This window comes from Paenibacillus sp. P4_A9 (assembly GCF_056402415.1).
The window spans coordinates 1-14,194 of the sequence record NZ_JBFUHL010000005.1 but is presented as its reverse complement, the minus strand read 5'-3'; the positions used below and the strand labels follow the sequence as shown (position 1 = coordinate 14,194).

The following is a 14,194-nucleotide window of genomic DNA, read 5'->3' as shown; positions in this document are numbered from 1 at the left end:
AAGAGCCTTACAGCCACATCCAATGCGGCAATAAGGCTCTTTATGTTGTTACGGCTTTCCTGTCAAACCTAGCTTAACGTCTCGAATCATCATATATGTGTCGCCATTTGTTAATTTTTGCTGATCTGCAATCCCCTTAACCGTTTCTACTGTTAGCAGTTTGCTCTCTAGAAGCTTCGCTTGCGCTTCAGCAGCTGTAACTTTCATGCCAAGGGCTTGTGTAAAGGTATAGCTCGCTTGCTCAAGGGTCAACGGTATTTTATCCGCATTATCCAGCTTGGCAATCGCTTGATTCACATCCCCCGTAAACGCATCCGGTTTCATCTTCCGTGCCCCACCAACCACATTCACCATTCGCTTCGGATTGGCCGCGTCATCGAGGTGGAAATTATTCGCGTAGGCTCCTGATGCAAGGCCTAACATCAAAGCTGTTTTTACTCCCTCATATGCCTTATGTTCCATAAATGGTTGAGGTTTAATCGTTATTGGCTGAATTTCCATACCTTGCTTATTCAGCTGAGCCTGTAGCTTCGCGATACTTTCTTTGGACGTCGAAATCTGACGGAAGGTCTTATTCTCAGACTTCGCTAAGCTAGCTGCAGCTCCAGCTGCTTCGCCCTCTGCCATACCCGTTGGCATGACACGTGCGCTTCCGTGCGGAAGTGTGTCATAGCTTGCTGCTCGACCAACAACGAGTAATCCATCAACTTTCAGAGGAACGATACTTCGGAAAGGAATGGCATATTGCTTAGGCTTACACACGACATTACCGGAATCTGTTGGGGATATCCGTTGGATGTCGACAGCATAGGAACCAAATCCAATCCGATCCCATTGGTCCACATTTGTACAAACATCTACGATATTTAATCTGTATTCGCCCTGCATATGACGTGTTTCCCTCACATAGAGCTCAGGTGCGGATCCTTCTAACTCAACAGTAGCAAACTCCGGAAATGTCTTCTTCATGTAAGCGACAATAGCTGGTAATTCCTTATTCCCTATGTCAAATGCTTCTTGTACAGACTTTGGATCAAATCGATCTACACCAAAAATCTGCAACGCATTAATAAGTACGGAATTGTCATTTTGCCTGCCCATATTGAAGCCTCTCATCTTGGCTCTCTCTTTGTTAATTGCCGGGTAGGCACTCATTTCCCCATAACCGAATACGCTTACCTCATTTACACCAGTGTCTGGATTGTTATCTCCATTCAGACGTTGAGCCATTAGATTCCAAACCTCTGGCGTAAAATTTTTCAGACGAAAAGCTAGCGTTACTGCCATTTTGGATTTCGGATCTCCGATATCCTCATGCCCGATGGTAAACGGAACACCTGCCGCTGCTGCGAAATCACCATCTTGGGTCGCATCAATAACCGATGCCGCTTTAACAACTTGTGTACTGCCATTTTCAAACGTAATTGTAGCGCCTTGTACAGCTGATTTATCGGACGAGAGCAGTGGATCAATGTTTTTGGTTTTCATCAGAAGATCAATATTTTTTTCATTTTTTACCGCATCATAAAACGCATTTGCTGCGGTATTCACATCAAAGGAGTCTCCTTCAATTTTGGCATACCACTCAGAAAAAAAACCTTTGTTCCACACATCATCCTTGCCTAGCAAGTTCTTACTCGTGGAATAATTCATATCAAGGGAATTGATCCACCCAAGCGTCATCAATCCGCCTAAAATCTCGCGATTCCGACCATCAACAAGCAACGTGCTTAATCCATTCCGAGCGGACGAAACCGCTGCTGCTACGCCTTCTGGATCCGTACCAACGACAATTACATCATAGGCATCTTTCGCCTTTTTCACCGATTTCACTTCATCAAGGGCTTGCTGCAGCCCACTATGTCCTTTAGAGCTGTTATGATGATTATATTGATAGTACATGGCGGCCGTTGCAGCCAGCAGTGTAAGTACAATCAATAAGCCCATCAACCATAGCCATCCTTTGGATGTGGATTTGTTGCGATTTGAATTTGCCATTACGACGTAAGCACCCACCTTATCTCCTGCATGTCTTACAATAATTCCATAGGCTAGTTTACCACAATTTGTAGTGGTAGAGAAATTACGCCCGTTTCACAAATAAAACCACGCAGGGCTGACGATCAGCACACACGTGGTTTTATGAATTACCGGTACGATTTTTTAGGAATACTCTTCATTTTCTCTTGATCCGAAGTGAATTCCGCACTTATTTCAACATCCGCAAATGCAGAAGCTTGACTCATCCGTTCAGCCATGGAGGTATGGAACAATTGCTGTACCGGAGCAGTCATGATTTTTTCTTTGATCGATTGACGCATCTGTAGGCTCCTAACCGCTAGTTTATACTCTTTTAGTATAACCAGTGGCCGAGCTGCCTATCCCGCATCCTCTTATTTACTGTCGATTACTAAGGTAACAGGTCCCCAATTCGTAAGGGAAACGTCCATCATTTCACCGAATGCACCGGTTTCAACCTGTAAGCCTTGTTCTCTAAGCAACTTGTTGAATTGATGATACAACGGCTCCGCTTGCTCGGGCCGTGCCGCTGACATGAAATTCGGCCGCTTACCTTTGCGACAATCCCCATACAGCGTAAATTGTGACACAGATAAGATCGATCCACCTGTCTCCATGACGGAAAGATTCATTTTACCGGTTTCATCMTCAAAAATACGCAGCCCCGCCACTTTATCTGCAAGGTACTTCGCATCCTGCTCCGTGTCTTCATGGGTAATGCCAACTAGCAGCATTAGCCCCTGCTCAATTCGACCGATGGTTTGATTGTTGGCGGTTACTTCCGCGCGCTTACAACGTTGAACAACTACTTTCATCGTCCCTAAATCTCCTTACATGCTAGCTCTGCATAATTCGTTGAACGGAATATATGTCTTTGACACGTTTTATTTTTTCTACAACAGACTGTAGATGATCGATATTTTTAATTAAAATGGTCATATGAATCGTCGCCATTTTATTTTTATCGGAACGCCCCGAAACAGCTGAAATCATGGTCTTGCTCTCTGATACGGCTTGAAGCACTTCGTTTAAGAAGCCGCGGCGATCATGGCCTGTAATCTCAATTTCCACATTGAAATTGGATTCCACAGCCTCTGCCCAATCCACTTCGATAACCCGTTCTTCCTCACCCATACTCGTTGGAATGTTCGTACAATCCGCGCGATGGACAGATACCCCGCGTCCGCGAGTGATATAGCCAATAATGAGATCCCCAGGCACTGGATTGCAGCAACGAGCAAAACGGACAAGCAGGTTATCTACACCTTTAACACGCACACCATTCGTAGGTCGGCCTTTGCGTTCTGCAACAGCAGGAGCTTTAACCTCTTTTACTTCGTTGCTCAGCTTAATAACCTGGGCTTCTTCCGCTTCCTTGCGAAGCTTCTCCGTAAGCTTGGTACATATTTGAGCCGCCGTAATGCCGCCAAAACCAACAGCCGAGAGCATGTCTTCAATATCACTAAAATTGAACTTCCTCGCCGCTTCCAGCATTTTATCGTCACTCATTAAGGTTGGCGGATCTATCGCTAAGCGTTTAAGCTCACGCTCGATCATATCCTTACCTTTTTCAACGTTCTCCTCACGCTTCTCTTTCTTAAACCATTGCTTTATTTTGCTGCGTGCATGGGAGGACTGTGCGATCTTGATCCAATCTTGACTAGGACCATAGGAATGCTTGGATGTTAAAATTTCAATGATATCGCCAGTTTTGAGCTTATGATCGAGCGGAACGATCCGCGAGTTGACTTTGGCACCAATCGTACGGTTGCCGATTTCTGTATGAATCCGATAAGCAAAATCCAATGGAACCGCGCCTGCTGGAAGCTCAATGACTTCCCCTTTTGGCGTAAAGACGAAAACAAGATCAGAGAAGAAATCCATCTTCATGGATTCCATGAATTCTGAGGCATCGTTTGTTTCATGCTGAAGCTCCAGAATTTCGCGGAACCAGCTCATTTTATCCTCGAAGGTGCCTGATGGAACCACTGAACCCCCTTCTTTGTACGCCCAATGCGCCGCGATCCCAAACTCAGACGTACGGTGCATTTCCCAAGTCCGAATCTGAACTTCAAGCGGCTCACCCTTCGGCCCAATAACGGTCGTATGCAAGGATTGGTACATATTGGGCTTCGGCATCGCAATATAATCCTTGAAGCGTCCAGGCATCGGTTTCCATAACGTATGAATGATTCCCAAAGAGGCATAGCAGTCCTTTATGCCGTCAACAATGACACGCAGGGCCATGAGGTCGTAAATTTCGTTAAATTGCTTGCCGCGGGAGCTCATTTTCTTGTAAATGCTGTATAGATGCTTCGGTCTTCCCGAGATATCCCCTTGAATCCCCATCTCATCCAGCTTCTCTTTGATGCTAAGAATGACATCTTCAATGTATTGCTCACGCTCTGTCCGTTTCTTCTGCATGAGATTGACGATCCGGTAGTATTGCTGCGGATTCAAATAACGGAGGGCAATGTCCTCCATCTCCCATTTGATCGTGGAAATACCAAGTCGATGTGCGATCGGACAGAAAATCTCCAGCGTTTCTTCCGCAATGCGGCGTTGGCTTTCTTCCGATTGATACTTCAAAGTCCGCATATTATGCAGCCGATCCGCAAGCTTAATCAAAATAACGCGAATATCCTGCGCCATCGCGACGAACATTTTGCGGTAATTCTCGTTTTGCTGCTCTTCTTTGGATTTGAACTTAATGCGCTCTAGCTTCGTCAAACCATCAACGAGCATCGCACACGTTTTCCCGAATTTATCTAGAACAGTTTCAAGTGAAACTGTTGTATCCTCAACAACATCATGCAGAAGCGCAGCGATCACCGAAGTGACATCCATCTGCATATTCACCAATATATCTGCAACAGCGAGTGGATGCAGAATATAGGGCTCACCTGATTTGCGCACTTGGCCATGATGGGCTTCATCCGCGAATTCATAGGCCTCCCGAATCCTCTGCAAATCATTCTCTTTCAGATAGGTGGCGGCCTTTTCCAGCAGCTGCTCTATACCCATGCATCTACCCATTCCCTTTAGTCGATTTTTATCCATTATGCCTGCAAGTCAGGCCCCTCGTCAACTATTCGCCTACACGCATTCGACAAAAAGCATCATCGATGCCGCAAAAGCATCGCATTCACTTCGTAAAATGCTATGAAAAAGAGAATCGAATAACGAGCATTCGATTCTCCAGACCTATCTTAATATTGAACAAGAGATACAACATCAATACCATCAAATTTGCTGCGGCCATCTAAGTACGTAAGCTCGATTAAGAAAGCAGCTCCGACAATCTCTCCGCCAAGCTGTTTGATCAAATCAACGGATGTTTGAATCGTTCCGCCTGTTGCAAGCAAGTCGTCAGCGATAAGTACTTTCTGTCCAGGCTTAATCGCATCCTTGTGCATAGCAAGCTTATCCTTGCCATACTCAAGCGCATAATCAGCTTCGATCGTTTCACCAGGCAATTTGCCGCTTTTACGAATTGGAATAAAGCCTACGCCAAGTGCAGTAGCCAGAGGAGCTCCGATGACAAATCCACGTGCTTCCGGACCTGCAATCACATCGATTTCCTTGTCTTGGATGAGTTGTTTTAATTGCTCAATGGCTTCTTTGTACACAGGACCATTCTGAAGCAGTGTTGTAATATCTTTAAAACGAATGCCTGGTTGTGGAAAGTCCGGGATAACGCGAATGTAATCTTTGAAATTCATATGATTTCCTCCAATGTAAACTCTGTTTATTTTAGTAGAAAAGAAAGTATTTCATTCTTTATACTTTTGCTTCGCATCTACCTTGGTAAACGCACTCGTCCTCAGAGGACGGCGGATTCGTTTATCCTGGTGTGATCAGCGATCCATTGCTCCAGCTCTTTGGCTGAAGAATACATAACAATCGCTTCAACTTCTTGACGATGCAATCGATGCTGGTACAATCGTGATGTGGTTAAATCTCTTTTGGCAGGCGTCGAACTCAACGTAACTATATTATCATGTTTCACGACAAATTCTAATTCCTCAAAGACAGATAAAATAAAATGAATCATTCCAAGAGATAGTCCTGAACGCTTACTAAAAGCCGTCATCATTCGGGTATCTTGCAATTGAAGTGACTTCTCTTTCTGCAAGGTACCGTAGAGCATCTTGAACATATCACGGGAAGGCAATGTATTTCCGCTGTCCTGCCCTAACTCTGCAAATACAGGGTAACACCGCATCATGCCTGTTGCCTGCTGGAGTACCCGTTCTAGCGTGGCAATACGACGAGGTAATGTGTACAAAATGACATCTTGCAGCTCGCCAAACGTCATCCCGCTTGCAGCCTCATTGCCCGGCTTCACATGCTCGGTTTCCTGCACAATCCAATACGGCACATGATGGCCGATCTGAGCAGCAGTTGACTGGAACAAGGCTATATCTGCTTCATCAAAAAGCACAATGCCAGGTGATCGCAGCAGCACCGCTGGTCCCGCCGAGAGATTGCTCTCAAGCGCAGTAAGCTTCACATGCAACTGTCCCGTGCCTCGCCAATCAAATACCTGTGTATGCGGGATGCGCAGATCCTGCATGATGATTTGCGGCTTCCTGACGCCGTTCCACTCATTAATTGAGAGCTCACCGAGCACATCAACCTTGGCGGAGGGAGCAATTAGCGCTGCTAAGCTGCCTTTGCCGAAGCCTACTGCTTCAACCGTACAGCTGACTTCATCCTTCGCTTGAGAGAGTCCCAGCTTCAGATGCTGCTTTTCTTTGCCCATGGTTCGAATATCTTCAAGACCTAAATCTGTAAACATGAATTTAGGCGATGGATTCCCCATTCCGAAAGGAGCTAATAGCTCCAAGCCTTCAATGCTTGCAATTGGGACATCCGCAAGGCTGCACTGATTGTCTACCCGCAACACAGGCACGAAATCTTGCTCCGTTAAAGTCGCCGCTGCAAGTTCATTTAAGCGGACTGCGAAAGCTTGCAGACGACCACTTTCCAAGCTCATTCCAGCCGCAGCTTGGTGCCCGCCATAATGGTCAAGAAGATCCTTACAAGCTGTCAATGCCTTGTGCAAATCAAAGCCCGCAATCGAACGCGCAGACCCTTTGGCCATGCCCTTCTGAGGATCAATGCTTAGCACAAGCGCAGGGCGATAGAATTTCTCCACGATCTTCGACGCAACTATCCCAACGACACCAACATTCCAGTTCTCTTTGGCTACGACAATGACTTTATCCAAGCCCATAGCTCGCTGCTCCTCAGCCATAGCAAACGCTTCTTGGACCATATCCTCGACGATTTGTTGACGCTCCTTATTCAGCATATCCAATTCGAAGGCAATTTGCTCCGCTTCTTTTTCATCCGTCGTGGTTAGCAGTCTAACGGCAATATCCGCTGCTTCTAATCGACCGCTCGCATTAATTTTGGGCGCAAGCGAGAATCCGATATGTCCTGCGGTAATCTCTTTCCGTTCAATGCCAGATACACCGATAAGCGAACGAAATCCAACGTAACTGGAATCCTGCATACGTGCTAAGCCCATCTTCACAAGCAACCGATTCTCACCGGTGAGCGGCATAAGGTCGGCAACCGTTCCGAGCGCTGCGAATTCGAGAAGCTCTTCAGGAAAGCGCTCAAGCAGAGCTTGCGCAAGCTTGAATGCAACGCCTACACCCGCTAATAACTTGTAAGGATAAGGACAGCCAGGCTTCTTAGGGTTAATCACTGCTAAGGCATCTGGCAGCACCTCTGGCGGCTCATGATGATCCGTCACGATGATATCTAAGCCTATTTCTTGGCCATAAGCAATTTCTTGAACTGCGCTTATTCCCGTATCAACGGTAATAAGGAGCTGAACACCTTGCTCCTTCGCTAACGCAATGGCAGCGCGATTCAGACCATAACCTTCGCGAACCCGATGAGGGATATAGGTATCGAAATGAGCCCCTAATCCTTTTAACAAATGCGCCATTAAGGACGTACTGCTGACACCATCGGCATCATAATCGCCGTAAACACGAATCAACTCGTTGTTCCGCAGCGCTTTGCGAATTCGCTCCACAGCTGGAAGCATCCCATCCAGCAAATAGGGATCATGATAATCGCCGATGCCACCCTGCATAAATTGTTTGGCCTCAGGCACGCTACGGATATCTCGAAGCACTAGAATACGGGCAACCAAAGGATCCAGCTGCAGCTCACGTACAAATTCTTCTACAAGTGCTTCATCCGCATTTCCAATGTTCCATCTTGCCTTCGGTGCTAGCACTTGGTGGGTCCTCCTTGGCGTTTTCCTAAGAAAATTTCATGATAGCTTAGACTTCGAAAACTATGAATTAATGCAAAACAGACGGCTGTTCACTAGCTTCCACATCTGCCTGTTGTTTATAGGGATACCCTGCATCGTAGGGATTTACATGGATGAACACGTTGGTCACATGATGATACTGTTTCATCAACTGTTGTTTTATTTTCTTCGACACCTCATGCCCCTCCCATACAGAAAGCCTAGGATTCACACTGATGGTCATTTCAATCACAACATAATGGCCATGTTCTCTAGCACTCAGCTCATCAACTGTTATAACCCCGTGAATCTTTTGAACGGCTGTGACGAAATCAGCTGCTTCTTCCTGATGAAGAACCTTTTCTGCTGAAGTAGCTATCGTTTTACTAATCAGAGTGAATCCCATCATACATATTAAAAGTGCAATGATCAGGCCAACAAATGAGTCTACATAATAAAATGCGCGATACCCCGTTGCGTGCGCTAGCATCGACGAGAGTATGCCGATCGCGACTACAAAAGAAGAGTATATATCGTAACGATGTCTTCGCGCATTGGCAATGAATTCCTTCGTCCCAACTTGTTTGCCGAGCCTACTCAAGTAGTGGAACATGATTTCCTTTGTAAGAAACGAAATCACTAGCACGGCAAGAGTAATCATACTGGGTTCATATTCTACATGGTTTAACAATGATTTGATCGAAATAATTCCCATTTCAGTGCCAATCACCATGATGAGGACAATGAGTAGGATTGAACCGACTGAACTTTTTTTATCCAACCCTCGGAAAGAAGTCGCTGCAAGCTGCACTCTCGTCTTTCTAACACTCATGATAGCAGCAGCCAGCACACATATCCCTGCTGCCGATTGAGCCGCCGCTGCGAGCAGCGAATCACTATGTACCTGAAAGCCAATTACGCCCTTCAGACAAGCCAGCACGGTAAGGACGAGCATACCTGCCCAAAGCGCGTATTCTGTCTTTTGAAAACCCTCGTCATTCACGTGGACATTCCCCCTGAACGGATACAAAGGCCGCGCAACAATCACGCGGCCGTTTATTAAGGTTATTACGCTGCAGCTTTCTTTTTAGAACGTGATAATGAGTTTCTTTTGAACAAATACCACAAGGAACAGGCAATAAAGATGGAAGAATAGGCACCGCTCGTTAAACCAATTAACTTAGCTAATGCGAACAGCTTAATGGACTCGCTTCCGAATAGATACAAACAACCTGCTGCAATTAACACGACGAGTACAGTATTGATGTTACGCGCCATCGTTTGCCAGATACTGTCGTTGACTAAAGCAACAAGGTCAGCGTCTGTCTTGAGCTTAGCAAAACGCAGATTCTCACGAATCCGGTCAAAAATAACGATCTTGTCATTAATGGAATAACCAATTGTGGTCAAAACCGCCGCAAGGAACGGTAGATTCACTTCAAAGCGGAAAATCGCAAACATCGCGATAACAATAAACGCATCATGCAGAATAGCGATAATGGCAGCTAAGGCAAATCGCCATTCGAAGCGGATGCTGACATACAAGCAAATTAATACGCTTGAAATTGCAACAGCGTACACCGCTTTCATCAATAGTTCTTTGGCTAGCTGTGGGTCAACGGTGTTAATTTCCTTAGAAACCTCTGCACTATATGCGGTTGCAAACGCTTTTTGGATCTTGTTGACCGTAGCGTCGTCCAAAACATCATCGAAACGGATCGACACGCGATCGCTATTATTTCCACCGATTGTAGGATCCGCATATTTCGACTTCACATCACCACTCGTAGTCAATCCATGCAAAATTTCCTCAACCTTAGCACTATCCATCTGTTTACCGACAACAAGGTCGATATTCGTTCCTGCTTTGAAATCGACACCGAAATTCATACCCGAGGTTAAAATAACGACTAACCCAATGATAAGAATTACAGCAGATACGATGAAAAATTTATTGCGATTTTTTACAAAATCGTACTTATTCTTAAAGTCCACGGATGTCTGCCTCCTTCACACCGAAATAACTTGGCTTTTTCAGCAAATTACCTCGGATAATAAGATGTAGCAGCCATCTGGAGAACAAGACGTTCGTTAAGATACTGATAATAATACTCATCATCGTAATAACTGCGAATCCGCGAATAGCACCGTTACCTACATAATAAAGCACGATACCCGCGATTAAATTCGTTACGTTCGCATCCATAATCGTACGGAAGGAATGCTTAGTCCCTGCTTTCAGGGATGAAAGGATACTCTTGCCTGCACGGATTTCTTCGCGAATTCTTTCGTATGTGATAATGTTCGCATCGACAGCCATCCCTGCGCCTAAGACTAGGGCAGCAATACCAGGCAGCGTCAGCGTTGCATTCATAAAGTCGAAGATCGCTAATAAAACCCAAACATACGTAATCAATGTGAAAGCAGCTACAAGCCCTGGCACACGATAGTAAAGCACCATGAACAAGAAGATCAAGATTGAAGCAATTAGCCCCGCTCTTGCGGTTTCATGTAAGGAAGCTTTCCCTAATGTTGCATCAACACGTTGTATGTATTTCTCCGTTAATTTGAGCGGCATAGCGCCCAAGTTAATCATTTTAGCAACTTTCGTAGCTTCGGACACGCTAGTTTGTGTAATGATGGCTGAGTCGTCATCAATCGGGAAATTGACAGATGCCGTCGATTGCAAGTCATCATCTAAGTAAATGGACAATGTACTGCCTACCAATTTCGTTGTAACTTCTTTGAATTTCTCTCTGCTCTTCATTTTAATTTCAACAATCGGTTGCTTCGTATTCGGATCGTAGCTTAGTTTCGCTGCGTTCTCCACGAAGTCAGTTCCATTCATGTAAACCGTTCCATCTGGGCCTCTAAAGGTTAGTACGGAAGGCTTGGACATCAGTTGACGCACTTCATCCTCATTCTCAACGCCTGCAAGACGCACACGGATGCGATCTGAACCTTCCGGATAAACCTCAGGTTCCGCAACACCAAGTGAATCCGCGCGTTTCGCAAGGCTCTCGGCTGCTTCAGAAAGCGTTTCCTTCGTTAGGGGCTGGCCAGCCGTTAACGGCTCTGCGGTGTACAAAATTTCAAAACCGCCTTTTAAATCCAATCCAAGTTTAATACGTTCTACTAGTCTAGGGCTCGTTGCTCCAACTGCGCCAAGAACAATAATAACCGTTAGAAAAAAGAACGAAATTCTTTTCCAATCCAGCATCTGTTGCTAGTCTCCCTTCAATACTCAATATGCCTATTATACTCAGGTCTGAAAAACGAGTCAATTTAAGTCGTTTCATGAAATAAATAACACCATTAACAGAAAAATAAGCCCATTCTTAGAATTGGGCTCCTCTATACATACTAATCGTCATCCAGTTCATAAACGCAGTAGATTTAAGGGACAAAATGTCATTTACGATTTGATGGAGAGAGGGCAACCCTGTTTTGCGGTATCTATCGCTTACACAATCCCATATATCCTTGCCGGTCACATGCTCATATCCAAGCAAAACGAATTCTTCAACCTTGCTCAAACATAAGTTTTTGATGACTTCATTTAGTTCATGATCCGAAAGACTCGGATTCTCTTCTTCACTTCCGTTATCCTGTTCGTCATTCATGGGGGAATCCTCCTAAAAGTTTTGCTTTAGCAAAACTAACTTCGTAAGCATAGGCTAAGGCAAGCTTTTACCTGTATGCTGTGTAATTCGAGAGTCACCTCGCAATTTCCTGCCGAATACGCCCTTGTCCATAAAATCTTAGCATGAGCTTGGCCAGCTCGCGCATAGTCATAGGTATGACATTATCGGAAGAGGGTATGGCAGTGACCAAGCAGTCGTTTATTAGAGGTACAATGATCCTGCTCGCCGCAGGTATTTTGAATCGCATACTTGGCTTCATACCCCGAATGACTTTACCCCGCGTTATCGGGGCCGAAGGCATTGGTATTTATCAAATGGGGTGGCCATTCCTTTCTGTTATTCTAACCATCATTACCGGGGGCATTCCTGTTGCTATCGCCAAGCTGATTGCAGAAGCAGAGGCAGAGAAAAATGAGACCCGTATTCGAAGTATTTTGCGCATATCTTTAGCGATTACTATAACACTAAGCATCATTTTTACGATTATCTGCATCGCAGGAGCCTCATGGATCACTTCGCATTTGCTGACAGATTCGCGTGTTTATTACACTTTCCTATGTATGAGCCCCATGATTCCTATTATCGGCATCTCGGCCGTGTATCGCGGCTATTTTCAAGGCAGGCAAAACATGATTCCCACCGCAACCTCGCAAATTATGGAGACGTTGATTCGTATTGTCATGGTTTTAATCTGTTCGTATATGATGATTCCTTACGGAATTGAATATGCAGCAGCAGGCGCAATGATTGGCGTCCTAGCAGGCGAAATAGGCGGACTTGCTGTCTTGGCTATCCATTTTAGATGGGATAAAAAAGCAGCACCGAAGACTCCTGTGGCTCAAATCGGTACTAAGAAAACAACAGGTCGATTAACGAATTTACGTAGAATCTTACGTATTTCCATCCCGATCACAGGAAGTAAACTCATCGGTGCTGGCTCCTATTTACTTGAATCCATCCTAATTGCTCAAAGCTTAGCGATCGCTGGTATTACCACTTCCCTTGCAACCGCTCAGTATGGCGCATTACAAGGCATGATCATTCCCATTATCCTTCTACCGAGCGCTCTTACCATGTCATTATCCGTCTCTCTAATTCCTTCGCTAAGTGAAGCTGCCGCTCGTAAAGACCTCAAAACCATTCATATGCGACTACATCAATCCTTGAAGCTCGCATTAATTACAGGTGCCCCTTTCGCAGTGCTGATGTTTGTATTAGCTGAACCCATTTGTACGTATATGTACAATCAACCCGATGTGAGTGTCATGCTCAAGATGATGGCACCCATTGCGATATTCATTTATTTTCAAGCTCCACTGCAATCTGCGCTACAAGCATTAAACAAGCCTGGTGCTGCCCTAATCAACACCTTAATTGGATCTACGGTTAAGCTCGTATTGATCTACTGGTTAGCCAGCAAACCTGAAATGGGTATACAAGGAGCTGTATTCGCGATTAATGTCAATATTGTTCTAGTTACATTGCTGCATTGGAACAGTGTAGTCCGATTGCTCAAATTCCGTATGGAAGGCAGCAGCTTTGGGAAAATTGGTGCGGCCATGCTACTCTCTGGTGTTGTTAGCTATTTCATCATGTACACGCCATGGGTCTCTGTGACTTGGATTCGATTTGTCTCCTCCTTACTTCTAGGGCTCTTCTCTTATATCTTTTTCATCACGATATTCCGACTCATCAGTGTTAAGGATATTGGGCGTCTAATGAATATGGGCAAAAAAATAATACGGTAAATCGCGGCTTATCTTTTACGATCGAGGAACATTCTGCCGCGATGATCAATCGAGCAATAGAAGATTTCTTTAAAATCCCGCGCTCCTTTCTCTTGGAGCTGGTTTTTCAACCAAAATCTTGTTTGACCTATTTTCTCTAAATTATCGTCCTGGACTTTACCATCCATAATAAGAGGCAGCGGTAAGCCTTCGTAACGTATGGTTCCTTTTAACTTCGTAACCCCGGCCCCTGTCTCTTTCTCATATTTTTCCTTCTCAACTACACTTAATTTCCCCGAAGGCTCTAGTATGGCAAATTCCACATCAGCCACGTTCATCACTTTATTTTGTCTTAGCTGCAGCATCAGATCATCTAAATTATAACGATGCTTCTTCATTTCCTCGCGATCGATCATTCCTTTATTGATTAAAACGCTCGGCTTACCATCGAAAAGCACACGAATTGTGCGACTTTTTAATGTAATATACGCAATGACAACTTGAATAAGCACCAACGTCCCCAT

General features: G+C 45.0%; 12 protein-coding genes. 1 reads left to right on the top strand and 11 read right to left on the bottom strand.

Annotated features, from left to right (window positions below; translation table 11 throughout):
* Positions 1-48: 48 nt before the first annotated feature.
* From AC1DVJ_RS06540 to AC1DVJ_RS06495, 10 genes are all read right to left on the bottom strand, one after another.
* Positions 49-1,998: an FAD-dependent oxidoreductase gene (locus AC1DVJ_RS06540; protein ID WP_477589291.1), complete on the bottom strand. Its 1,950-nt coding sequence runs from the start codon at positions 1,996-1,998 to the stop codon at positions 49-51.
* Positions 1,999-2,147: 149 nt separating this feature from the next.
* A complete protein-coding gene (locus AC1DVJ_RS06535; protein ID WP_477589289.1) occupies positions 2,148-2,321 on the bottom strand; it encodes a hypothetical protein in 174 nt (57 codons plus the stop codon).
* Positions 2,322-2,393: 72 nt separating this feature from the next.
* The gene (gene dtd, locus AC1DVJ_RS06530; protein ID WP_477589288.1) at positions 2,394-2,834 is read right to left on the bottom strand and encodes a D-aminoacyl-tRNA deacylase; all 441 of its coding nucleotides are present in this window, start codon (positions 2,832-2,834) and stop codon (positions 2,394-2,396) included.
* Positions 2,835-2,856: 22 nt separating this feature from the next.
* Positions 2,857-5,043, bottom strand: coding sequence for a RelA/SpoT family protein (locus AC1DVJ_RS06525; protein ID WP_477589488.1), 2,187 nt, complete (start codon positions 5,041-5,043; stop codon positions 2,857-2,859).
* 185 nt (positions 5,044-5,228) lie between these two features.
* A complete protein-coding gene (locus AC1DVJ_RS06520) occupies positions 5,229-5,741 on the bottom strand; it encodes an adenine phosphoribosyltransferase (RefSeq protein ID WP_477589286.1) in 513 nt (170 codons plus the stop codon).
* Positions 5,742-5,842: 101 nt separating this feature from the next.
* A complete protein-coding gene (recJ, locus tag AC1DVJ_RS06515) occupies positions 5,843-8,281 on the bottom strand; it encodes a single-stranded-DNA-specific exonuclease RecJ (protein ID WP_477589284.1) in 2,439 nt (812 codons plus the stop codon).
* A 67-nt stretch (positions 8,282-8,348) separates the two neighbouring features.
* Positions 8,349-9,302 carry a cation diffusion facilitator family transporter gene (locus tag AC1DVJ_RS06510; RefSeq protein ID WP_477589283.1) on the bottom strand — a complete coding sequence of 318 codons (954 nt, stop codon included), beginning with the start codon at positions 9,300-9,302 and terminating at the stop codon, positions 8,349-8,351.
* A 65-nt stretch (positions 9,303-9,367) separates the two neighbouring features.
* Complete coding sequence (gene secF / locus AC1DVJ_RS06505) at positions 9,368-10,294, bottom strand: protein translocase subunit SecF (protein ID WP_477589281.1); 927 nt, start codon at positions 10,292-10,294, stop codon at positions 9,368-9,370.
* Positions 10,284-11,516, bottom strand: a complete 1,233-nt coding sequence (gene secD, locus AC1DVJ_RS06500) for a protein translocase subunit SecD (protein ID WP_477589486.1) — start codon at positions 11,514-11,516, stop codon at positions 10,284-10,286. Before secD ends, secF begins: the two co-directional genes overlap by 11 nt.
* A 121-nt stretch (positions 11,517-11,637) precedes the next feature.
* Positions 11,638-11,922, bottom strand: a complete 285-nt coding sequence (locus AC1DVJ_RS06495) for a post-transcriptional regulator (protein ID WP_477589280.1) — start codon at positions 11,920-11,922, stop codon at positions 11,638-11,640.
* A 143-nt stretch (positions 11,923-12,065) separates the two neighbouring features.
* Here AC1DVJ_RS06495 and spoVB point away from each other — a divergent pair, with 143 nt between their 5' ends.
* Positions 12,066-13,691, top strand: a complete 1,626-nt coding sequence (gene spoVB / locus AC1DVJ_RS06490; RefSeq protein ID WP_477589279.1) for a stage V sporulation protein B — start codon at positions 12,066-12,068, stop codon at positions 13,689-13,691.
* A gap of 8 nt (positions 13,692-13,699) precedes the next feature.
* On the opposite strand, the gene AC1DVJ_RS06485 is transcribed toward spoVB, so the two are convergent.
* On the bottom strand, positions 13,700-14,194 hold a 495-nt coding region (locus AC1DVJ_RS06485), incomplete at its 5' end, for a DUF421 domain-containing protein (RefSeq protein WP_477589278.1).

Bases quoted from the DNA above. Each gene is read 5' to 3' on its own strand.
- AC1DVJ_RS06540 (WP_477589291.1), bottom strand. From the start codon at position 1,998: ATGGCAAATTCAAATCGCAACAAATCCACATCCAAAGGATGGCTATGG.
- AC1DVJ_RS06535 (WP_477589289.1), bottom strand. From the start codon at position 2,321: ATGCGTCAATCGATCAAAGAAAAAATCATGACTGCTCCGGTACAGCAA.
- AC1DVJ_RS06525 (WP_477589488.1), bottom strand. From the start codon at position 5,043: ATGGGTATAGAGCAGCTGCTGGAAAAGGCCGCCACCTATCTGAAAGAG.
- AC1DVJ_RS06520 (WP_477589286.1), bottom strand. From the start codon at position 5,741: ATGAATTTCAAAGATTACATTCGCGTTATCCCGGACTTTCCACAACCA.
- AC1DVJ_RS06495 (WP_477589280.1), bottom strand. From the start codon at position 11,922: ATGAATGACGAACAGGATAACGGAAGTGAAGAAGAGAATCCGAGTCTT.
- spoVB (WP_477589279.1), top strand. From the start codon at position 12,066: ATGAGCTTGGCCAGCTCGCGCATAGTCATAGGTATGACATTATCGGAA.